Below are 20,365 nucleotides of genomic sequence, written 5' to 3'. Positions count from 1 at the left end.
CTTTTTATTTTTTGGAATTGCTTGAAAACTTAGGAAACAGCTTCAGAAGTATTCGAAACCAAATTGTTTTCTACCAAATATTCTGCAATTTGAACGGCGTTGGTGGCGGCACCTTTTCTTAGGTTATCGGCCACTATCCACATGTTTAACGTATTCGGTTGTGTTTCATCTCTACGGATTCTACCCACAAAAACATCATCCTTTCCATTCGCAAAAATGGGCATGGGGTAAGAGTTGTTCGCAGTATCATCCTGCACCACAATACCTGGAGTTTCGCTAAGAATGTTACGAACTTCGGTCAAATCAAAATCGTTGTGGAACTCCACATTTACCGATTCAGAATGTCCACCCGCGGTTGGGATGCGAACTGCAGTTGCGGTAACTGAAAATGTACGGTCATCCAATATTTTTTGAGGCTCACGGGCTAATTTCATCTCCTCTTTGGTGTACCCATTGTCCAAGAACACATCGCAATGTGGTAATGCATTTCGGTTGATAGGATAAGGATATGCCATTTCCCCTTCGATGCCAGCCGCTTCGTTTTCCATTTGCTCTACGGCTTTTACCCCAGTTCCTGAAACAGATTGATAAGTAGACACAATAACACGTCTCATTTGGTATTTTTTGTGCAATGGATCCAATGCCATTACCAATTGAATGGTAGAGCAGTTGGGATTGGCTATGATTTTATCCTCAACAGTCAATTCTGAAGCGTTTATTTCTGGAACCACCAATTTTTTGGTCGGGTCCATACGCCAAGCGGATGAGTTGTCGATTACTGTGGTACCAACTTCTGCAAATTTTGGGGCCCATTCCAATGAGGTATCTCCACCGGCGGAGAAAATGGCAATATCGGGTTGCGCAGCAACAGCATCGGCCAAACCGATTACGGTATATTCTTCATTTTTATAGGTAAGTTTTTTACCTACAGAACGTTCCGAGGCAACCAACAACAATTCTGAAATCGGGAAGTTTCTTTCTTCCAACACTTTCAACATAACTTCGCCTACCATTCCGGTGGCTCCAACAACTGCTACTTTCATTGTAATTTAATTTCTTGCCGCAAAGGTAATTCAGTCAGCGAGTTAAACAAGTATTTTAGTAATGAATTATCAAAAAATAACAAAATGTTATAAATAAAACAACCATCAAGATGTTAGCGAAACACATTGATGGTTTTTAAAATTGATTATTGTGATGTAGCGGGGATGCTGATTCATTTCAGCATCAACGATTTTATTTTCTAAATATCCTCAGCAGGAATTCAATGAAAATTGTCAGGTCGAGACCAGTCGAGACCTCATTTAAAAATATCGAGTTTAATAACTTCTCGACTGCGCTCGAAGTGACAATCTGTTACAATAAATTATTTCTTCAATAAATCGCGAATCTCTGCCAATAACTCTTCTTGGGTAGGACCCTTTGGAGCTTCTGGAGCAGGCTCTTCTTTTTTCTTCATTTTGTTTACTCCCTTAACGATAAGGAACATTACGAAGGCAACAATTAGAAAATCGATTACATTGGTAAGGAACGCACCGTACAGCACAGCAATTTCACCCACCGTTTCTCCTGCATCGTTTACGGTACCATCCGTAATCACATATTTCAAATCGTTAAAATCTGCATTGAACAACAAGCCGATCAATGGTGAAACAATTCCACCGGTAAAAGAAGAAACCACTTCTTTAAAAGCGGCACCCATAACGAAACCTACGGCGATATCCACCAGGTTTCCTTTCATTGCGAAGTCTTTAAACTCTTTTAAAAATCCCATTTTATAGTTAAGTATTGGTTAACAAGAACAAATTAAGTAAAAAGGAAGATATTTAGCTAAAAAAGAAAGAAATCAATCCCCCATAACGATTCTTTTCACTCGTTGCGAAATGGCTGTTAGTATTTCATAAGAAATGGTACTGGCCCCCGACGCAAAATTTTCCGCGGATTGCTCAGGACCAAAAATAAGTACCTCATCCCCTTCATTGCAATCAATTCCTGTCACATCTACCATGATCATATCCATACACACATTACCAATAATGGGCGCTTTTTTACCATGAACCGTAACAACACCTTTTCCTTTTCCGTATTGTCTTCCAATGCCATCGGCATGACCAATGGGCAGTGTCGCCGTTTTTTTGAATCCGTCCGAAATGTAGGCTCTATTATAGCCCACACTTTCCCCCGGCTCAATTAGATGCAGTTGGGAAATGATGGTTTTTAATGTAGCCACAGGCTTAAGCGTTTTATCAACGCTTTTTTCGTTTCCATAACCGTACAGTCCTATTCCGCTGCGGACCATTTCAAATTGAGCCTCTGGATAATTGATAATACCAGAAGTGTTCAATATGTGTCGCATGGGGATATACCCTAGTCTTTGGGATAGGTTTTTACTGCTTTTTTTGAAGGATTCAATTTGGTCCAAACTAAATGGTTTTTCAGACTTGTCTTCGGAGGCAGCCAAGTGAGAGAAAATGGAAATGACCTTTAGTGCATCCCCATCTATTAAATCATGGGAGATGTTGTCCACATCGTTTTCCCAAAAGCCCAAACGGTTAAGGCCAGTATTAAATTTGATATGAATAGGATAATGCTTTAATTTTTTTGATTTGACCTTATCAACAAACTGTTTTAGTATATTTCTAGAATAAATACTGGGCTCCAAATCATGGTTGATTAGCTCGTCAAAATTGGCAGCCAAAGGATGCAATACCAAAATAGGGAGTTTAATCCCTGCCTTTCGAAGCAATACCCCTTCATTCACATAAGCCACGGCCAAATAATCGGCCCCCAATTGCTCCAGCTTTTTTGCAATGACCACCATGTCACTTCCATAAGCAAAGGCTTTGACCACTCCTAAAAATTTGGTTTCTGGCTTTATTTTGGAACGCAAAAAGTGGTAGTTGTGAGCAAGGGCAGATAGGTCGAGGACCAATGTAGTTTCGCCTACCTTACTCATTGGACGCCTTATTTTTGGAATTCACTTCTTCCGAATCCACATCCATTTCGTTGATTCTTTCCCGTAGCATTGCTTTATAAAATGCAGCCCGGCTCAAGGGTTCGTATTCCTCTGTTTCACCCAAAAGCACCAAATTATCATTATGCGATTTTCTAAAACTGTAATTGGCCAAATTACCGGTACGGGTACAAACCGCATGTACTTTGGTCACATATTCGGCAGTGGCCATTAGTGAGGGCATTGGGCCAAAGGGATTGCCCTTAAAGTCCATATCCAATCCAGCAACCACCACTCGAACGCCTCGATTGGCAAGATCGTTGCAGACGGTTACAATTTCATCGTCAAAAAATTGGGCTTCATCAATTCCCACAACATCACAATCATCTGCCAACAAACGAATATTGGCCGCTGCGGGTACGGGAGTGGACCTAATTTCGTTGGAATCGTGGGACACTACCATTTCTTCATGGTACCTTGTATCCACGATGGGTTTAAATATTTCTACCTTTTGTTTGGCGAACTGGGCTCTTTTAAGCCTGCGGATAAGTTCTTCTGTCTTTCCGGAAAACATGGAGCCGCAGATGACCTCAATCCATCCAAACTGTTCTTTAGGGTTGACCGTGTTTTCGAGAAACATACCGTATTTTTGAACGAAATTGTGTGTTTTCCCGTTATATTGGGACTAAGCACAAAGCTACTAAAAAAATATACCCCTAGTTTAGCTTAAAATTTAACCTTTCGTTCTTATAAGAATCGAGAAATTGATTATATTTTTAAAGTAAAGAAAATTAGTTATGATAAAGAATTTACGGGAAGAGTTGATTAAACTATCCACCGAAATTATTACGGCTAGGGAGGATACCGATTTGGCAGCGCTTTATGAAAAATCGAAAGAGATTTACGAAAAGTTGGCCGTACTTAAGTTTATTGATGAGAAATTGAGCGACGTTGAGGTCGACACTTCCAAAAATATCATCGCCACCCGATTTGAGAAATTGGCCAATGCAGTACTTAGTGGAAATATTTCTGTACCGGAAAGTAATCCACACCAAGACGATATTATTACGAGACCTTCCATGGCCACCATTAAGGATATTGTTTCCGAAATGCCATCACAGGCAGATTTGGAAAGAGTATTTGCCGAATTTGTGGCGAAGCCCGAGCTTATTAAAAACGATAAAGAGGAAGTAGGCGGTCAGGCCGATACGCAAGTCGTAGCCGAAAAAAGTGCCAGGATAAAATCGATAAACGATAGACATTCCAAAGATTTGCAAGTAGGCCTTAATGATAAGCTGGCTTTTGTAAAGCACCTTTTTAACAATAGCATGGAAGATTATACCCGCGTGCTTTCACAACTCAATACCATCGACACCGAAGAGCGTTCGGTTTCCTTCATCCAAAACATGGTGAAACCTGAGTATGATGGATGGAAAGGTAAAGAAGAATATGAAACACGTTTTATTGCGTTGATCCAAAGACGATTTTCTTAAACCTAATTCCCAATAAGACCGTAACTTTGGTTTATGGGAAAATTATACCTTGTTCCAACACCAATAGGGAATCTTGAAGATATTACCCTGCGCGCCATTAAGGTGCTAAAGGAAGTGGATGTGGTTTTGGCCGAAGACACCCGTACCAGTGGCAAACTGCTGAAACATTTTGAAATTGACACCCCTTTACAGAGCCACCACATGCACAACGAGCATAAACAAGTGGAAAGTTTAGTTCAAAAATTAAAAGGAGAGGTGTCTTTTGCACTGATTTCCGATGCAGGCACCCCTGCAATTTCCGACCCTGGGTTTTTGCTAACACGTGCTTGCCTTGAAAACAAAATTGAAGTGGAATGCTTGCCAGGAGCCACAGCCTTTGTTCCTGCTTTGGTAAACAGTGGATTGCCCAACGACCGATTTGTTTTTGAGGGATTTTTGCCTGTGAAAAAGGGCAGACAAACACGACTGCAACAATTGGCCGAAGAAACCCGAACCATGGTTTTTTACGAATCACCACACAAACTCCTAAAGACTTTAGGACACTTTGCCGAATATTTTGGGGAAGACAGACCTATCTCCGTTTCCCGTGAATTGACAAAACTGTACGAAGAAACGGTTCGAGGCACCATTTCTGAAGTTTTAAATCACTTTAATAATAAAGCTCCAAAAGGAGAATTTGTAATTGTGGTTGGCGGGAAGAAATAAAGGCTATATTTATTTCTAAAATCAACTCAAGATCAACAAGGCCTTTGCATTACAAATTTTGCTTTGTTTCAATCTTTGAGAAAAATGGCAATAAATAATGGAATGGATACCTTGGGGTATAACTTGTTTCACGGTGGTCTGTGTTTATTTTTTGGACCGTTGGGAACACAAATGGGTCAAATCACTGTTTGATTGGGTGCCCGCCATTTTACTTTCCTATATCATTCCAGCCGTAATAAGTTATGTTTTGGGGTTCGATTTTTCCCAATCCGACATTCATGGATTAAGCCGCGATTTTTTTATCCCATTAACGATTGTGGCGGTAATGGCGAGCCTTTCACTCCATCAACTTAAATCGATAGGGTACAAACCCATTGTGGTTTTTTTGGCAGGGTCATTTTTTATTTCACTTTTTCCGATCTTATTTATGGTTCTTTTTGATGAAACCGATTTGGTGGCAACAACACTAGCTACAAATGGTTTTTGGAAAGGGGTTCCGCCCATTGTTGGCAGTTGGATTGGTGGTAGCACCAGTCAATTGGTGTTGAAAGAACTCGTCAATTGCCCAGAGAATATTTTTCTTTCTGTATTGATTATGGACAATATTTTGGTCAATGTATGGACGATTCTTATGTTTCAAACCATTAAAAAGAGTAATACCTTAAATAAATCCTTTAGGATTTCAGATCAAGAAATTCCAGAACGTATCAACACTGAAAGCGGAAAGTTGATTTCACCTTGGTGGAGCTTGGCTGTGTTGCTTATTGCGGTTTTTGCCATTGATTTTTTATTGAATGCTTTTGTGGCAAAAGTAGTGGCATTGTCTTTCTTGGGATTGGCATTGGGGAATTTTATTCCCAAATGGAACTTTCGATTCACTTTAAAATTGGGCAGTATTTTAATTCTAGTAGTCATGTCTATTCTAGGACTTAAACTAAGGTTTGACATGTTTGGATTTGATATGGCCTTTTTTGGTTTTCTATTGATTTGGCTGGTAGGACATTTTGTATTTATGCTGCTAGTCGCCAAACTTATGAATGTGAACATGGCTTGGGTTCCCATAGCCAGTATGGCCAATGTGGGCGGAATTGCCACAGCACCTGCAGTAACCGCTGCCTATCGCAGTAGTTGGATGCCCCACGCCATTATTTTGGCCATTTTGAGCATGGCCACAGGGACTTTTTGGGGTATGTTGACGATTTATTTATTGGAGGGGTTGATGTTGTGATCAATAACGAGAACCGTCGTGTTTCCCTTTTTCCCAACCGATTTCCCCTAAATATTTATTGGCACTTTCAACAGCTCCGTCTTCAATAGTGGTGCCCATGCTGTCGTTCCAGCGGTTGAGGTAGCCAAACAAAGAAATTACGCCTAGAATCTCCACAATCTCACCATCATTCCAATATTGGTGTAAGCGTTTTTTCAATTCAGCATTAACAGTGTTGGGCACTTGTGAAGCAGCAATGGAAAAATCCAAGGCCGCTCTCTCAGCTTCCGAAAAGGCAGGGTGGGTTCGGTATTCCCAGATATTGTCCAATTGTTCCTGTTCGGCCCCATAACGTTCCGCGGCCCTAATCGCATGTGCTTGACAATAACGGCAACCGGTGGCATTACTGCTCACCCATGCTACCATTCGTTTTAAGGCAGAAGTTACGCGCCCCTCATTGGCCATAACAGCTTTGTTAAGATTGATAAAAGCCTTAGAAATTGCAGGTCTATGCTGCATGGTCAGCACCGAATTGGGACAAAATCCCAAAGTCTCATTAAAGAACTCAGAAAGTTCTTTGGTTTCTTGATCGTGCTCTGGGTTAAGAGGGGAAACTAAGGCCATGGTTGAGATTTTAAATCGTATTTTTGACTCTACAAGAAACAAAAATTAAACGTCATGACAAATCATATCACGACTACTTGGTTGGGTGGGATGAAATTCGAAAGTAGTAACCCATCGGGAAAGACTTTAACTATTGATGCAGGTCCAGATGATGGAGGCGAAGGAGATGGACTTCGTCCTAAAGCGTTGATGCTTTCTGGCTTGGCAGGTTGTTCCGGTTTGGATGTGGCTTCATTAATAAAAAAGATGAAGTTGGAAGTGGATGATTTTAAGATAGATACCATAGCCAATCTTACAGAGGAACACCCAAAATATTACGATTCAGTGGTGATTCAATATCATTTTTATGGTGCAAATCTTAAGGAAGACAAGCTTAAAAAAGCAGTGGATCTATCTGTGGAAAAATATTGTGGTGTTATGGAAATGTTCCGAAAGTTTGCTAAGTTGGATATTCAAATTTTTTATCATAAAAAGTAACTAAAGAACCATTAAGTACAGGAAAAAGATCAAGTTCAAAATCAGAATAGTTAGTTAAATTTATTGATAAGATCAACCTCAAGATCAAGTCTTAATAATGACTCATAAAAAATTCGATCTAGAGGAAAGATTTGTTGGGATGGCATCCAAAATTGCAATGTTTTGCAAGGACCTGCCAAGTGATTTTACTGGACAATACTACGGAAATCAATTGTTGCGTTCTGCTGGCAGTGCTGCTTTAAATTTTGGAGAGGCGCAAGGCACTTTAACAAACAAGGATTATCTTCATAAAGCGTCCTTAACTTTAAAGGAATTAAAGGAATCACGAGTTAACCTTAAAATCTTATCTAAAATTAATTACGGTTCAAAAACAGCCAAAGATGAACTTTTGGATGAAATTGAACAATTGATTAAAATTATTTCAACCATTGTCAGAAATAAAAACAATTAACCTTGAACTTTTACATTGAACTTGATATTCAAAGAAATGCGCTGGACCATTAAACCAAAACCTACACAAGAATCCATAGATCAACTATGCAAAGTATTGGGTGTTGATGAATTGGTTGCGCAATTGTTGATTCAACGTGGAATTACCAATTACGAAGAAGCCAAAGCATTTTTTCGACCTGAGTTAAGCCATTTGCACGACCCATTCCTGATGAAGGACATGGACAAAGCTGTGCAACGGATTGAAACAGCAATCGCCAATCATGAAAATATTTTGATTTTTGGGGATTATGATGTGGATGGCACTACAGCTGTGGCGTTAATGTCCTCATTTCTTTTGGAAACCTATCCCAATGTGGCCACCTATATCCCCGATCGTTATGAAGAAGGTTATGGAGTTTCCTATCAGGGGATAGATTTTGCCGAGGACAACGGCTTCTCTCTTATTATTGCACTGGACTGTGGTATTAAAGCCATCGACAAAGTTGAATACGCAAAGGAAAAAGGGATAGATTTTATTATTTGCGATCACCACCGCCCAGGGGATAAAGTGCCAGATGCTATTGCCATTTTAGACCCAAAACAAGAGGATTGCAATTATCCCTATAAAGAATTGTGTGGCTGTGGCGTTGGTTTCAAATTGATTCAAGCGTTAGCGGCAAAACAAGGCCTGTTGGTGGAGGACTTGTTCCCCTATTTGGATTTGGTCGCTACGGCCATTGCCGCCGACATTGTTCCCATCACAGGAGAAAATAGGGTGTTGGCCAATTACGGATTGAAAGTGATCAATGCCAACCCAAGAATGGGAATAAAGGCCATTATTGATCAAACCAAAAGGAACGAGTTGACCATAACCGATGTGGTTTTCATCATTGCTCCCCGAATTAATGCTGCAGGACGAATGAAACATGGGCAGCATGCCGTTGCATTACTCACCGAAAGCGATTTAACAACGGCGCAAAAGTTTGCACATGAAATTGAAGCATTCAATACGGAGCGAAGAAGCCTAGATCAAGAAATTACGGAAGAAGCATTGCTTCAAATCCAAGAAAATGATGAGGAACAAAGATTTACATCAGTAGTTTATAACGAAGAATGGCATAAGGGTGTAATTGGAATTGTTGCCTCAAGACTTACCGAAACCTATTACCGACCTACATTGGTATTCACTAAAAGTGGAGATAAATTGGCTGCTTCAGCTCGATCCGTAAAAGGATTTGATATTTACAATGCTTTGGAAGGTTGTTCCGACCATATAGAACAATTTGGAGGACATATGTATGCAGCAGGGCTTACTTTATTGGAAGAACAATTTGAGGGTTTCAAAAATCAATTTGAGAAAGTGGTTTCAGAAACCATCGACCCGAAATTATTGCAACCCGAAATCAGCATCGATGCCCAAATTGAAATGCAGCAGATCACGCCAAAATTTATGCGCATATTAAAACAATTTGCCCCTTTTGGCCCGGGAAACATGACTCCAGTTTTTATGGCAGAAGGGTTAAAAGATTCAGGCTATGCCAGAGGAGTGGGTGAGGGCGAGAAACATTTAAAAGCAAGTGTGTATAAAAATGGCACTACTCCAATTGGCGCTATTGGATTTAATTTAGGAAATAAATTGGATGTAGTAAAGCGAATAAAACCTTTCGATGCCGTATTTTCGTTGGACGAAAATGAATGGAACGGAACGGTGAGCCTGCAACTTAAACTCAGAGATATTCGCTAGCATTTTATGGACCCCTACGCTGCACTCCGATACAAGGAATTCAACATATTTTTATTGGTACGCTTTGCCATGGTATTTGCATGGTCCATGCAATTTATTGTGATTGAATGGCAGGTGTATTCCTTGACCAAAGACCCACTTTCCTTGGGCATTATTGGGTTGATGGAGGTAATTCCTGCTATAAGTATGGCCCTCTTTGCTGGACATATCGTAGACCAACGGGAAAAAAGAAATCTTTTGGTGACCTGTATTGCTGGGTTTTCAGTGATTAGTTTGGGTCTGTTTTTATTGAGTTGGCCCGGTCTTGAAGATTCATGGGCGCCCAAAACCATTTTGTACTCCATTTATGCCTTGGTGTTTCTGGGTGGATTTGTACGCTCTTTTTTGGGACCCACCATTTTTTCGCTGATTGCGTTGATCGTTCCTAAAAAGATATATCCCAATGCCGCAACTTGGAGCAGTTCCACTTGGCAATTGGCCTCGGTTTTAGGTCCAGCCTTGGCTGGATTTTCCATTAGTTGGATAGGGGTTCATTGGAGCATGTGTCTCATTTTTGGTTTCTCATTGATGGCGCTTTTGTTCTTGTTTCAGATTCCTAAAAAACCCATTCTTAACCCAAAAATTGGAGAACCTGTTTTTCAAAGTTTAAAGGATGGACTCAAATTTGTTTTTGGTAACAAAGCTATTTTTGGTGCTTTGACTTTGGACATGATTGCGGTATTGTTTGGAGGAGCCGTAGCACTTTTACCTGTTTACGCCCAAGATATTTTACATGTGGGTTCTGAGGGTTTCGGAATTCTTAGAGCCGCTCCTGCGGTGGGTGCATCCATTACCATGTTGGGGTCCACTCGTTTTCCATTGCATAAAAATGCGGGTAAAAAATTGCTTTTGGCCGTTTTCGCTTTTGGTGTTTGTATCATCGTATTTGGACTTTCAGAACTTTTCTGGTTATCGGTGATTGCCTTGTTCTTGAGTGGTGCCGTGGATGGAGTTTCGATGATCATTCGTCAGACCATTTTGCAATTAAAAACACCTGATAATATGCGTGGCAGGGTCGCATCAGTAAATTCGATGTTTGTAGGATCTTCCAACGAATTAGGTGCATTTGAAAGCGGATTGGCCGCTAAATTATTGGGAACTGTGACCGCCGTTGTATTTGGTGGTTGCATGACATTACTTACGGCTGGTGCCACAGCAGTAATTTCTCCAACCTTTAGAAAGCTAGATCTTCAAAAGGATATCGACGAACATGAAAAGGAGGATTAAGTTTTAAGCTCAACATGTTTTTGATGTTAAGGAAATCAATCACTTAGTGACAATGTTTCTCTTAAAATTTCTGACATTTTAAATTATATCAAAAACCATCATTTTATTGTTTTAAACTCACGCAAACTCAATTTTTCTCCATCAAAAACAGCGTAGGTAAAATAGGAAATCCAATCGCCTAAATTGGTGTAGGTCGATTTTTCATTCAATTTGATTTTCATCGGTAAATGACGGTGACCAAAAATAAAATGGTCGTAATGTTGGGTTTCCAATTTGCGTTTGGCATATAGAATCAACCACTCTTTGTCCTCGCCTAAAAATTTAGCATCAGCTTCCCCTGAAATAATTTTATTGTTCACGGATAGATGTTGTCCCAAGCGGACCCCAAGGTCTGGATGCAACCATTTGAACAACCATTTGGCAAGAGGGTTGGTAAACACTTTTTTCATCCGTTTGAAACCCTTGTCATGGGGGCCTAATCCATCACCATGTCCAATAAAAAAGGAAGTATTGTTGATCTTGAATTGTTGTGGGTCGTGATAAACAGGGATGTTTAGCTCTTCTTCAAAATACCCGTTCATCCAGAGATCGTGGTTGCCCACAAAATAGGTGATTTGAATACCCATGTCCGAAAGCTCGGCCAATTTGCCTAAGGTTCTGGTAAACCCCTTTGGAATCACTGTTTTGTACTCAAACCAAAAGTCAAAAAGGTCACCCATCAAAAAAATCGCAGCAGCGTCGTGCTTAATGGAATCCAACCAAGCCACAAACTTTTTTTCACGGGGTAAACTATCCTTTGAAGTGGGGGCGCCAAGATGATTGTCGCTGGCGAAATAGACTTTTTTGCCTTTGGCAAGGGTAATATCCTTCATTTATCTTTTATAGCGTCGATTACTTCTAATCCTATTGACCACGTAGACTACAACTACAAAAAGGGCCAAAATGGGGAACATTAAATTAGTCATTGTTAATAGATTCTATGTCTTTAATTATTTCTTGAATTCTGTCAAATATAAGCCTAAAGCTATCAATATTGACTTTTTTAAAATTGTCATGTTTGGATAATATGTTACGTGCAAAGTCCTTTTTTGATAATGCTAAGCTTCTTTCTTCCAAATCATATACTTTTGAATCGATTATACCATCGTTCATTCTTAATTTTTTTTGCCCAAAGTCACACCTGACATTTTCCATTTCTACATGTTCTCCACTTTGATCATTGAATTCATTACTTAAAAAAATTCTTCTTCCATATTCATCTTTGATACATAAGTCATGATTTTTGTAATAATGTTCTATGCAATTTTTATCCGTTTTTCTGTGAAATGGTTGAGGTAAATAAAATGTAAAAACTCGATTATCAAAGTTTAAATATTTCCTATTTCTTGTAGGGTTAAATTCGCCAAGAGTTTGAGGGTTATCAGAGTCAAAAACCCCAATAATCGGACGTGTATTATCAGATAGAAGATAACCTCTTAGTATTTCCATTAGCTTTTTATCGCCTATGGTAAGGCTTTCATCATATTCATAAATTTTAATGGCGGAATTGACTTGAAGATAATTATCTATAACGTTGAAAGATTCTAGAGCATGCTTTAAATGCATCCAATCAGTGTTTCCCTCAGAATAAACTAAAATTTTATCTCCTTGGTAACTTAGATAATTTTTTAATGGATCTTTCGGAGCTAAAACCTTGAATTTGGCAAGTAACTTTTTAAATACAGGGTCGTTCTTTCCTCTAATATCAGCAATAAAAAGAAGTTTTCCTTTAATTATTTTGATAAAAAGTGAATCATCTTTTTTATTCTTATGACGAACTGAATATTTATCAAAATGCTCTTGTGCCGCCTTGCTTAGACCATAGATTTCCCAAGCATGAAGCATTGCCCTAACTTGTTTTAAAAATTTACGATTAACATTTACTTTTTTATTTACTGTTAAACCAGTCACATATTGATGTTCGTAAGGTCTTCTAAGGGACGATTTATTTGGATTTATATTAAATCCATTTTTATAAATGATTTCGACTAACTTTTCTCCAATTTGAATTTCATCATTGATGATTTTGCATAGTGATTTGGGAAACTTTCTAAGGTTTGTGGAGAACGTTATATCATCAGCATAGCGGGAGTAAAAACATTTATTATTTTTTGCAAGACTTTTTAAATCATTGTCAAGAGATCTACATATTAAGTTTGATATGATTGGTGAGCATGGACTTCCTTGAGGCAAGGAGTTTTCATGACAACAAAGTTGAGCCAATAGATATGCCACTTCATCGTTAAAATTGAATGGTGGTGCTTTGAAAACTCCAGAAACTCTACCAAAATTTATAGCAGGGAAGAAGTTCTCAAGATCTATATTAAATACAAAACGTTGATTTATATGTATTTTAGCATTAGTTCGAATACCCTTCTTTTCTGTGTAACTATGGACATGCTTTTTAGGTATATATAGTTTAGAAAGTTCTTTTGAAAGTTTTTTTTGGATTGTTTTTAAAGATGGAATAGGAGCATATATCTCCCTTTTTCTTCCATTTTTCTTTGGTACGTGAAATTTATTATACTTTTTAACCTCGTTATAAGCATTATAGTCTAGCTGTTTAATGGTAATATCAAGAAATTCTGCTAAATCTTTTTTGGTATTTAAATCGGTGAAGTTTTTTTTCATAAACTAGACGCACATAACAATTCTACTTTAGCTGGATTGCTAAGAATAATTAAATGTTATTATAACTTTTAAAGCATTTTTTTCTAATGACAATTAACAGTTATAGATATAAAAGGAGAAGTAGTTTTTGCAATTAAGTATACCACTCCGAAACTATGGCAGGATCGCACATAAAATCAATAATGTTATGTACGCCTAGAAAACTTCTACAATATAAAAATAATGAGAGTGTTTTACTACTTTTTAAATTTTTCCAATGCGTGTTTTGTATTGGGTGAAAGTGCAAGTTTGCCTGAAGCTTCGGCACGTTCCAACAAAAGGGTATCCCAATGTTCGGTCCCTTCCCACAATACTTTTTTCATTTTAGATAGGGCATCTGGGTTATAAGTGGCCAATTTTTGGAGGTGAATATCCAATTCTTTGTCCATTTCAGAAATGGAATCGTAGACTTTGGCATACAATCCTTTTTCTTTGGCCCAATAGGCATTTTTCCACTCAGTGGGATATAAGGTCAACTCTGCCAAGGCAGATTTACCCATTTTGCGTTCCACGGCAGGGGCGATTACAAAAGGTCCTATTCCAATTGAAATCTCAGAAAGTTTGATGGCAGCCTCAACGGTAGCATACACATAATCGCAGGCCGAGGCCAATCCGACACCGCCACCAACGGTTTTACCCTGGATTCTTCCGATTATGGGTTTCGGACATTTACGCATGGCATTAATCACATGTGCAAATCCGCTGAAAAACTGTTTGCCTTCCTCTAAATTGGAAATGGCAACCAATTCATCAAAAGAAGCACCCGCACAAAAAGCCCTATCACCTTCAGATTTTAAAACGATGATAGAAACTTCATCATTCTGAGACAACAGGTCAAACTCCTTGGCAAGTCGAGCCAATAGTTCCGATACAAAAGAGTTGCTGGCAGGATGCCCAAACTCAACAGTCGCAATGCTGTTTTCGATTTTGGTATATAAACTTCCGTTGGTTCTATCTGTTGTCATTACATCGATTTTCAGATGTCAGTGGGTGCTAAATTAATGGTTTTGAACCAAGGGGTGGAACTTTTGTCTAAATTTCCAAACCAAGGCGAAGCCTCGAATCATCATCCAAACTACAAAAGCGATCCAAATGGCATAGAATCCCCACCCTAAAAACTTTCCAAGATAAAGGGTGGGGATAAAGCCTAAAAAGGTAGCTGCCAAAAGCACATTTCTTAGGTATTTCATCTCTCCCATTCCTTTAAATAATCCATCAAAAATAAAAGCTAAGGTATTCATGGGCAATCCAAGAATCACTATGAAAAAGATGCTATAAAAAGTGGAGAGTACGATACTTTCGTTGGAAAAAAGTCGGCCAATAGGTTGGTAAAACAGGAATCCGAAGCTCATTAAAACAACACTCACGACCATGCCGTAAAGCAGTATTTTTTTTGAGAGCATCCAAAGCCCAGAGTAGTCCTTGGCGCCCAAAAGTTTTCCTCCCATACTATTGCCCGCCGCAGCGAATCCATCAATAAAAAATGCGGAGAACAACCAAAGATTGATGGCGATGGTGTGTGCCCCGATAAATTCATCACCCAAGGTGGTGGCTTCCCGAACAGCTAACATCAATGCGGCGTTCAAGGCAATGGTGCGAACGAAGAGATTGAGGCTCATAAAAATGATATTTTTCATTTCCTTATTGAGGGGAAAAACCAATTTCATACTGATTTCTGTCTTTTTCAACAGTAAAACCAAAGCAATTGTGGCCATGATGGCTTGAGAAATTAAACTGGCCCAAGCTGCACCTTCAAGGTACATGGCGGGTAAAATGCCATCAATACCATAAACAAAAACGAAATCCAACACAATGTTCAAGCCCGCTCCGAGCATGGCAATGACCATGGGATAAAAAGTATTTTGAAGTCCACGGAAAATTCCAAAAACGGCAAAAGTGAAGAGCGTCAACGGAAATCCCCAAACACGAATGGAGTAATAGGAAATGCAATACTCCAGTATTTTTCCTGAGGCATTGAACAGTGAAAAAATTTCTTCAATAATAAAAATGGTGGTCAGCAAAACGAAAATACTGAGTAGAATATTGAAGAAAATGGCCTGTGCCGGAAGGTTTTTTACTTCGTCCAATTTGCCCGCACCAAGGTATTGGGAAATAATGGCCGAAATGGAGCTTCGGGTTTGTCCTAGGACCCAAATCAACATGGATAAAAACGACCCTACAATGCCCGCTGCGGCCAAGGACTCCAATCCATCAACAGGAATATTTCCGACAATAGCGGTATCGGTAATAGAGAGAATTGGTTCTGCAATTCCTGAAATGGTTGCAGGAATGGCCAGTCGGGTAATACTTTTAAAATTAACAGGTGTACTCAAATCGGCCGCAAGTTACAGCACTAATTCATAACAATGAAAGGGATGTTCACTTTGTTTGGGAAAGAAGATATCTCCCAATTTTTGATAGCCCCGCTGTTCGTAAAATCGTTGGTTTCTATGGTTTTGGGAAAAAGTGTCCAACCGTACCGAAACTAAACCTTGTTTTTTAGAGTAATCTTCGGCAAAATCCATCAGTTGTTGCGCCAAACCTTTGCCTTGATGATCTGGGTGAACACTAAGGCGGTGAATGTAAGTGCTGTTACCGTTTGGGGTGAGCCATTCGATGGGTTTGTATTCCTCATCCATTAAGGTTGATATCACAATCGTACCTAAAACAGTATCGTTTTCAGTGATTACATAAAGCTCTTCTCGTTCCACATCTTTTAAAAATGCACTTTTGGATGGATAGTGCTCATTCCACTGAAAAATACCGTTTGACTGCATTTTTTGGGCGCAGGCCTTGGTTATGGTCAAGATATGTTCCAATTCAGATATCTTTGCCGGTCTTATCATTGATTGATTTCAATTTAATTGTAAATTTAAGGTTTAAACGTAATCACCAAACCATGAATAACATACTTGTACCCATTGGGACATCGCCTGATTCTTCTAAAACGCTTCAATATGCTATAGATTTTGCCGCTCAATTTGGGGCACATGTCTACATGATGGACGTATTTTCCGTGGCAACTGCCGTTGGGACTTTGGCCAATGTGGAGGAAAAAGTGGCCAAAAGCGCTAAAGAACATTTAAAAGAAGTTTTGGAACAGGTAGACACCAAAGGTGTTGATGTAAAAATGGCTACCTATAACGGCGATATTGTTGATGGGTTAAAGCAAATCAACAAAGAGTTGGGTATTGATTTGATCATTATTGCTCCAAAAAGTAACGATATTCAAGAGGAATTGTACTTGGGGAACACTTCGGGTAGAATCATCAAACAAACTGATATTCCGACCTTGATTGTGCCTAAGGGAACTGAGTTTAAGCCTGCGAAAAAGATATTGACGGCATTTGGTTCGGGTATTTTAAAAAGAGACAGTATACTGACCCCTTTGATTATGATCAAAAATAAATTTAGGGCTGAGGTGAGTCTTTTGTTGGTAAAAAGACCTGGCTATACCCAAGATGATCTAAAGATAAATACGGCCTTAATGGACTTGAGTACCCAATTGTCCATCACTGAGAATGCCACTACTTATTTGGGGGTTACGGAGTTTTTCCAAAAAGAGCACCCAGATATGTTGTGTGTGTTTCGTAGAAAGCGGGGGTTCTTTAAAAAACTATGGGAGACGAACACGATTCCAAAATCGGAGTTCTTTGTGCCAATTCCTGTTTTGGTACTTAGCGTTAAAAAAGACTAAGCAAGCGCACTATTTTTGATACTTTCAGAAAAAAGTATTTCCTTTGCGCACGCTTTGGGGGATTAGCTCAGTTGGCTAGAGCGCTTGCCTGGCAGGCAAGAGGTCACCGGTTCGAATCCGGTATTCTCCACGATCAAGCGCAAGGAATTGCGTTTAAAACTAATAAAAGCCGCCAAATTTATTTGAGCGGCTTTTTTGTTTTAAATGCCCAGGACCCTAAGTCATAGTCCTTGCATTTGCAAAACTGGATTTTTCGGAACAACGTGTTAATCCAGTATTCTCCACCAAAATTGTAAAAGTACCTCACAAATGGGGTGCTTTTTTTATGCTGTTGTTTGAGAGTAACTTGATTATTTCTTCTTTATAAAGAGGAGTTCAAAGTAATTTTTTAAATGCCTGAGGTGGTCCGCAGTAAGATCTTTTCCTTTGTACCCCTTGGATACTATGAATGCCCCTTCAAAAATCACAAGAATATGGTCTGCTAAAGATTGAACGTCCACCTCCATTCGAGGCTCGTATTCCCCCAGGACATCATTGATCAGTTTTTCCATTGTTCTTCTCCATTGGAGCAGTGTACCTGTAATCTGATCTAAAATATCTTGATCAAATTGGTTGGGTTCATAAAGATAGGATGCATAAAGACAGCTGTACGGATCACCAAGACCGGACATTGTATCAATAAATACTTGAACAAACTGTAAAAGACGGTTCAAGGAATCTCCGTTCAAGTTCTCGGTTTTTATCAGCGCTTCGTTCATATGATGAATGTCCTCAAGGGCGAATTCGTCAATCAATGCTTTTGCCAAGGCACTTTTCGTCTTAAAATGATAGAAGAATGCTCCTTTGGTGATTCCCGTTTTTTCCAAAATCTGATCAATGCTCGTACCAGAGAATCCATATTGAAAAACTAAGTCCTTGGACTCGGCCAAAATTTTATCACGAGTTGGTTTTCCACTTCTTGCCATAGGTTAAAAGTAAAAAAACTAAACAAACTAGTTGGTATGTTTGCATTAAATTTTATATTTGCACCAACTAGTCGGTTATAAAAAACAATTAATCATCAAAAAATGAATCAATTATGGAAAATTTTATTTCACAATTACCAACTCCCTTTGAGTTGATTTTTAATCCAATCTCCTACATCATATTTGGAATGTATGGAGGTTTAATGCTATGGGAAGCTGTTTTTCCTGCAAGAAAACTACCGCATGTTAAGTTTTGGAAGCTACGCGGCATCATAGCCTTTGTATTCTTCTTTTTTCTTTCTTCCTATTTGCCCATAATATGGGATGGATATTTTGCGGAGTATCAAATCTTTGACCTAACCGGTTTGGGAACAGGTTGGGGAGCATTTGTAGGTGTAATGGTCTATGAACTTGGTGAATATGTATGGCACAGAACCATGCACAATAGTAATTTCCTTTGGAAAAGTATGCACCAGATGCACCATAGTGCGGAACGTTTGGATAGTTATGGGGCCTTTTACTTTAGTCCACTGGACATGATAGGTTGGATCATTCTTAGCAGTATTTGTCTTGTACTTGTAACTGGTTTTACGCCAGAAGCAACAACTTTGATTATTTTAACAACAACTTTTCTGAGTATTTTTCAGCATAGTAACATAAAGACTCCGACATGGATTGGCTATTTGATTCAACGCCCAGAATCTCATACCATTCACCATGCAAAGGGTGTACATGCCCATAATTATGCAGGAATAGCGTTGTACGATATTATTTTCGGGACATTCAAAAATCCTAAGGAATACAAGCACGAAACTGGCTTTTATCATGGAGCTTCTGCCAAGGTGAAGGACATGCTTCTTTTTAAGGACATTTCCAAGGAGTCATAATTAAGCCAAAATAATATTACGGTACAGGATGAGTAGCCACAAAGAAAAAACTGCGACTTGGAACAAAATTGCTCAAGAGTATGCGGATAAGTTTTTGGGTTTGGACCTATACAATGATACGTATGATGATTTCTGCAAAACAATAAAAAAGAAGGGTGCATCCATTTTGGAAATAGGCTGTGGCCCTGGGAACATTACTCAATTTATCGTAAAAAGAAGGCCTGATTTTAAAATTGAAGCCATCGATATTTCCGAAAATATGATAACGCTGGCCAAAAAGAATATTCCAGAAGCCAATTTTCAGGTTATGGATTGCCGTAAAATCGCTCATCTAAAAGGCACCTTTGACGCCATTGTTTGTGGATTTACCATTCCATATTTATCACAGGCGGATTGCTCAAAGCTGCTATCGGATTGCTGTGGTTTATTGGAGGAAGGCGGAACTTTTTATTTGAGTTTCGTCTCGGGCAAAGCTGAGGGTTCAGGGTATATTTATGGAAAACAAGGGGATAGATTATATTTCTATTATCATGATGGTCATTGGATCAAGAGACAACTTGAAAGAAACGGCTTCATAATTAGTAATGAATTTGAAAAGAAATATAAAAAGTCCGAGAACTTATTGGAAATGCACACTATTCTTTTTGCCAAAAAAAGAAGGAACGGAAATTAATATGGGTTTGCCCTATCAAAATTATAAAAGCACCTTTTATTGAAGGTGCTTTTTTATTTTATAACAATCTGTTTCCATTTATTAGATTCGGCAAACTCTTTAATGGTCTGGTTTCGTTTTTGAAGTAAATCAGCCATATATTTTTTTAAAAACAGTTTGTCAGCTAATCGACCTAAAATTCCCAAAGGCGATATGTAATCAAAAATGTCAATCATTAATGTTTCTGCTCCCCACTGGGAAAAGTGATGCTCATGTTTGAAGCTCTTGAAAGCACCACTCATCATTTCATCAACAAAATAGTTAGGTCGATTAAATTCTGTGATTTTTGACGTGAGGTTTTGGTAAATACCAAGATGTTTGGCTCGCCAGGTAACTTTGTCATTTAACCCCAAAAGACCACTAGTTTTACCCTCAATTGCTGTTTCCTTGGTGTGCTCGGTAGAAATTTTATGTAGGTCCACGCTCCGAGATAAGTCAAACACTATTTCCAAATCAGCCTTGATTTCTGTCTTTAATTCAATTCGGGGCATATT

Annotated in this window: 22 protein-coding genes and 1 tRNA gene; 11 read left to right on the top strand and 12 right to left on the bottom strand. The window is 38.9% G+C overall.

Annotated features, from left to right (window positions below; all coding sequences use genetic code 11):
* Window positions 1-29 precede the first annotated feature (29 nt).
* The 4 genes from ABT310_RS05950 to ABT310_RS05935 all read right to left on the bottom strand — a co-directional run bounded on the left by ABT310_RS05950 (window position 30) and on the right by ABT310_RS05935 (window position 3,593).
* A complete protein-coding gene (locus tag ABT310_RS05950; RefSeq protein WP_375325831.1) occupies window positions 30-1,043 on the bottom strand; it encodes an aspartate-semialdehyde dehydrogenase in 1,014 nt (337 codons plus the stop codon).
* 323 nt (window positions 1,044-1,366) lie between these two features.
* The gene (gene mscL, locus ABT310_RS05945; protein ID WP_375325830.1) at window positions 1,367-1,774 is read right to left on the bottom strand and encodes a large-conductance mechanosensitive channel protein MscL; all 408 of its coding nucleotides are present in this window, start codon (window positions 1,772-1,774) and stop codon (window positions 1,367-1,369) included.
* Between the two features lie 72 nt (window positions 1,775-1,846).
* Complete coding sequence (gene alr, locus ABT310_RS05940; RefSeq protein WP_375325829.1) at window positions 1,847-2,956, bottom strand: alanine racemase; 1,110 nt, start codon at window positions 2,954-2,956, stop codon at window positions 1,847-1,849.
* Complete coding sequence (locus ABT310_RS05935) at window positions 2,949-3,593, bottom strand: thymidine kinase (RefSeq protein ID WP_375325828.1); 645 nt, start codon at window positions 3,591-3,593, stop codon at window positions 2,949-2,951. The genes alr and ABT310_RS05935 overlap by 8 nt, the downstream gene beginning before the upstream one ends.
* 157 nt (window positions 3,594-3,750) lie before the next feature.
* On the opposite strand from ABT310_RS05935, the gene ABT310_RS05930 reads away from it, so the two are divergent.
* From ABT310_RS05930 to ABT310_RS05920, 3 genes are all read left to right on the top strand, one after another.
* Window positions 3,751-4,446: a hypothetical protein gene (locus ABT310_RS05930; RefSeq protein ID WP_375325827.1), complete on the top strand. Its 696-nt coding sequence runs from the start codon at window positions 3,751-3,753 to the stop codon at window positions 4,444-4,446.
* 33 nt (window positions 4,447-4,479) lie between these two features.
* Complete coding sequence (gene rsmI, locus ABT310_RS05925) at window positions 4,480-5,151, top strand: 16S rRNA (cytidine(1402)-2'-O)-methyltransferase (protein ID WP_375325826.1); 672 nt, start codon at window positions 4,480-4,482, stop codon at window positions 5,149-5,151.
* 97 nt (window positions 5,152-5,248) lie between these two features.
* Complete coding sequence (locus ABT310_RS05920) at window positions 5,249-6,379, top strand: DUF819 family protein (protein ID WP_375325825.1); 1,131 nt, start codon at window positions 5,249-5,251, stop codon at window positions 6,377-6,379.
* Here ABT310_RS05920 and ABT310_RS05915 read toward each other — a convergent pair whose 3' ends face one another.
* Window positions 6,380-6,982 carry a carboxymuconolactone decarboxylase family protein gene (locus ABT310_RS05915; protein WP_375325824.1) on the bottom strand — a complete coding sequence of 201 codons (603 nt, stop codon included), beginning with the start codon at window positions 6,980-6,982 and terminating at the stop codon, window positions 6,380-6,382.
* A 54-nt stretch (window positions 6,983-7,036) separates the two neighbouring features.
* Here ABT310_RS05915 and ABT310_RS05910 point away from each other — a divergent pair, with 54 nt between their 5' ends.
* The 4 genes from ABT310_RS05910 (at window position 7,037) to ABT310_RS05895 (ending at window position 10,901) form a co-directional block, all read left to right on the top strand.
* A complete protein-coding gene (locus tag ABT310_RS05910) occupies window positions 7,037-7,459 on the top strand; it encodes an OsmC family protein (protein WP_375325823.1) in 423 nt (140 codons plus the stop codon).
* 97 nt (window positions 7,460-7,556) lie between these two features.
* Window positions 7,557-7,910 (top strand): four helix bundle protein, encoded by a 354-nt coding sequence (locus tag ABT310_RS05905; RefSeq protein ID WP_375325822.1) that lies wholly within the window; start codon window positions 7,557-7,559, stop codon window positions 7,908-7,910.
* A gap of 36 nt (window positions 7,911-7,946) precedes the next feature.
* A complete protein-coding gene (gene recJ / locus ABT310_RS05900; RefSeq protein WP_375325821.1) occupies window positions 7,947-9,635 on the top strand; it encodes a single-stranded-DNA-specific exonuclease RecJ in 1,689 nt (562 codons plus the stop codon).
* Window positions 9,636-9,641: 6 nt separating this feature from the next.
* Complete coding sequence (locus tag ABT310_RS05895) at window positions 9,642-10,901, top strand: MFS transporter (RefSeq protein WP_375325820.1); 1,260 nt, start codon at window positions 9,642-9,644, stop codon at window positions 10,899-10,901.
* A gap of 98 nt (window positions 10,902-10,999) precedes the next feature.
* Here ABT310_RS05895 and ABT310_RS05890 read toward each other — a convergent pair whose 3' ends face one another.
* From ABT310_RS05890 to ABT310_RS05870, 5 genes are all read right to left on the bottom strand, one after another.
* Entirely contained in the window at window positions 11,000-11,773 is a 774-nt protein-coding gene (locus ABT310_RS05890) for a UDP-2,3-diacylglucosamine diphosphatase (RefSeq protein WP_375325819.1), read from the bottom strand.
* Window positions 11,774-11,858: 85 nt separating this feature from the next.
* On the bottom strand, window positions 11,859-13,571 hold the full coding sequence (locus ABT310_RS05885) for a reverse transcriptase domain-containing protein (RefSeq protein ID WP_375325818.1): 1,713 nt from the start codon (window positions 13,569-13,571) through the stop codon (window positions 11,859-11,861).
* A gap of 236 nt (window positions 13,572-13,807) precedes the next feature.
* Window positions 13,808-14,575 carry an enoyl-CoA hydratase/isomerase family protein gene (locus ABT310_RS05880; protein ID WP_375325817.1) on the bottom strand — a complete coding sequence of 256 codons (768 nt, stop codon included), beginning with the start codon at window positions 14,573-14,575 and terminating at the stop codon, window positions 13,808-13,810.
* A gap of 33 nt (window positions 14,576-14,608) precedes the next feature.
* Complete coding sequence (locus ABT310_RS05875; RefSeq protein WP_375325816.1) at window positions 14,609-15,943, bottom strand: MATE family efflux transporter; 1,335 nt, start codon at window positions 15,941-15,943, stop codon at window positions 14,609-14,611.
* Between the two features lie 12 nt (window positions 15,944-15,955).
* A complete protein-coding gene (locus ABT310_RS05870; protein WP_375325815.1) occupies window positions 15,956-16,456 on the bottom strand; it encodes a GNAT family N-acetyltransferase in 501 nt (166 codons plus the stop codon).
* Window positions 16,457-16,509: 53 nt separating this feature from the next.
* On the opposite strand from ABT310_RS05870, the gene ABT310_RS05865 reads away from it, so the two are divergent.
* Together ABT310_RS05865 and ABT310_RS05860 are read left to right on the top strand one after the other, a co-directional pair.
* The gene (locus ABT310_RS05865) at window positions 16,510-17,307 is read left to right on the top strand and encodes a universal stress protein (protein ID WP_375325814.1); all 798 of its coding nucleotides are present in this window, start codon (window positions 16,510-16,512) and stop codon (window positions 17,305-17,307) included.
* Between the two features lie 56 nt (window positions 17,308-17,363).
* Window positions 17,364-17,437, top strand: a tRNA-Ala gene (locus tag ABT310_RS05860).
* A gap of 220 nt (window positions 17,438-17,657) precedes the next feature.
* On the opposite strand, the gene ABT310_RS05855 is transcribed toward ABT310_RS05860, so the two are convergent.
* Window positions 17,658-18,272 carry a TetR/AcrR family transcriptional regulator gene (locus tag ABT310_RS05855; RefSeq protein WP_375325813.1) on the bottom strand — a complete coding sequence of 205 codons (615 nt, stop codon included), beginning with the start codon at window positions 18,270-18,272 and terminating at the stop codon, window positions 17,658-17,660.
* A gap of 113 nt (window positions 18,273-18,385) precedes the next feature.
* Between ABT310_RS05855 and ABT310_RS05850 the strand changes: the two genes are divergently transcribed.
* Window positions 18,386-19,159 (top strand): sterol desaturase family protein, encoded by a 774-nt coding sequence (locus tag ABT310_RS05850; protein ID WP_375325812.1) that lies wholly within the window; start codon window positions 18,386-18,388, stop codon window positions 19,157-19,159.
* Window positions 19,160-19,187: 28 nt separating this feature from the next.
* On the top strand, window positions 19,188-19,832 hold the full coding sequence (locus ABT310_RS05845) for a class I SAM-dependent DNA methyltransferase (protein ID WP_375325811.1): 645 nt from the start codon (window positions 19,188-19,190) through the stop codon (window positions 19,830-19,832).
* Window positions 19,833-19,885: 53 nt separating this feature from the next.
* Here the strand turns inward: ABT310_RS05845 and ABT310_RS05840 are convergent, their stop codons facing one another.
* Window positions 19,886-20,362 carry a cell division protein gene (locus ABT310_RS05840; RefSeq protein WP_375325810.1) on the bottom strand — a complete coding sequence of 159 codons (477 nt, stop codon included), beginning with the start codon at window positions 20,360-20,362 and terminating at the stop codon, window positions 19,886-19,888.
* Between the last annotated feature and the right edge of the window lie 3 nt (window positions 20,363-20,365).

The organism is Flagellimonas cixiensis, from assembly GCF_042134615.1.
GTDB classification, from domain to species: domain Bacteria; phylum Bacteroidota; class Bacteroidia; order Flavobacteriales; family Flavobacteriaceae; genus Flagellimonas; species Flagellimonas cixiensis.
Note: the sequence above shows the minus strand (reverse complement) of the source record. Positions and strands in the feature narration are given on the sequence as shown.

Bases quoted from the DNA above. Each gene is read 5' to 3' on its own strand.
- ABT310_RS05950 (WP_375325831.1), bottom strand. From the start codon at position 1,043: ATGAAAGTAGCAGTTGTTGGAGCCACCGGAATGGTAGGCGAAGTTATG.
- mscL (WP_375325830.1), bottom strand. From the start codon at position 1,774: ATGGGATTTTTAAAAGAGTTTAAAGACTTCGCAATGAAAGGAAACCTG.
- alr (WP_375325829.1), bottom strand. From the start codon at position 2,956: ATGAGTAAGGTAGGCGAAACTACATTGGTCCTCGACCTATCTGCCCTT.
- ABT310_RS05935 (WP_375325828.1), bottom strand. From the start codon at position 3,593: ATGTTTCTCGAAAACACGGTCAACCCTAAAGAACAGTTTGGATGGATT.
- ABT310_RS05930 (WP_375325827.1), top strand. From the start codon at position 3,751: ATGATAAAGAATTTACGGGAAGAGTTGATTAAACTATCCACCGAAATT.
- rsmI (WP_375325826.1), top strand. From the start codon at position 4,480: ATGGGAAAATTATACCTTGTTCCAACACCAATAGGGAATCTTGAAGAT.
- ABT310_RS05920 (WP_375325825.1), top strand. From the start codon at position 5,249: ATGGAATGGATACCTTGGGGTATAACTTGTTTCACGGTGGTCTGTGTT.
- ABT310_RS05915 (WP_375325824.1), bottom strand. From the start codon at position 6,982: ATGGCCTTAGTTTCCCCTCTTAACCCAGAGCACGATCAAGAAACCAAA.
- ABT310_RS05910 (WP_375325823.1), top strand. From the start codon at position 7,037: ATGACAAATCATATCACGACTACTTGGTTGGGTGGGATGAAATTCGAA.
- ABT310_RS05905 (WP_375325822.1), top strand. From the start codon at position 7,557: ATGACTCATAAAAAATTCGATCTAGAGGAAAGATTTGTTGGGATGGCA.
- recJ (WP_375325821.1), top strand. From the start codon at position 7,947: ATGCGCTGGACCATTAAACCAAAACCTACACAAGAATCCATAGATCAA.
- ABT310_RS05895 (WP_375325820.1), top strand. From the start codon at position 9,642: ATGGACCCCTACGCTGCACTCCGATACAAGGAATTCAACATATTTTTA.
- ABT310_RS05890 (WP_375325819.1), bottom strand. From the start codon at position 11,773: ATGAAGGATATTACCCTTGCCAAAGGCAAAAAAGTCTATTTCGCCAGC.
- ABT310_RS05885 (WP_375325818.1), bottom strand. From the start codon at position 13,571: ATGAAAAAAAACTTCACCGATTTAAATACCAAAAAAGATTTAGCAGAA.
- ABT310_RS05880 (WP_375325817.1), bottom strand. From the start codon at position 14,575: ATGACAACAGATAGAACCAACGGAAGTTTATATACCAAAATCGAAAAC.
- ABT310_RS05870 (WP_375325815.1), bottom strand. From the start codon at position 16,456: ATGATAAGACCGGCAAAGATATCTGAATTGGAACATATCTTGACCATA.
- ABT310_RS05865 (WP_375325814.1), top strand. From the start codon at position 16,510: ATGAATAACATACTTGTACCCATTGGGACATCGCCTGATTCTTCTAAA.
- ABT310_RS05855 (WP_375325813.1), bottom strand. From the start codon at position 18,272: ATGGCAAGAAGTGGAAAACCAACTCGTGATAAAATTTTGGCCGAGTCC.
- ABT310_RS05850 (WP_375325812.1), top strand. From the start codon at position 18,386: ATGGAAAATTTTATTTCACAATTACCAACTCCCTTTGAGTTGATTTTT.
- ABT310_RS05845 (WP_375325811.1), top strand. From the start codon at position 19,188: ATGAGTAGCCACAAAGAAAAAACTGCGACTTGGAACAAAATTGCTCAA.
- ABT310_RS05840 (WP_375325810.1), bottom strand. From the start codon at position 20,362: ATGCCCCGAATTGAATTAAAGACAGAAATCAAGGCTGATTTGGAAATA.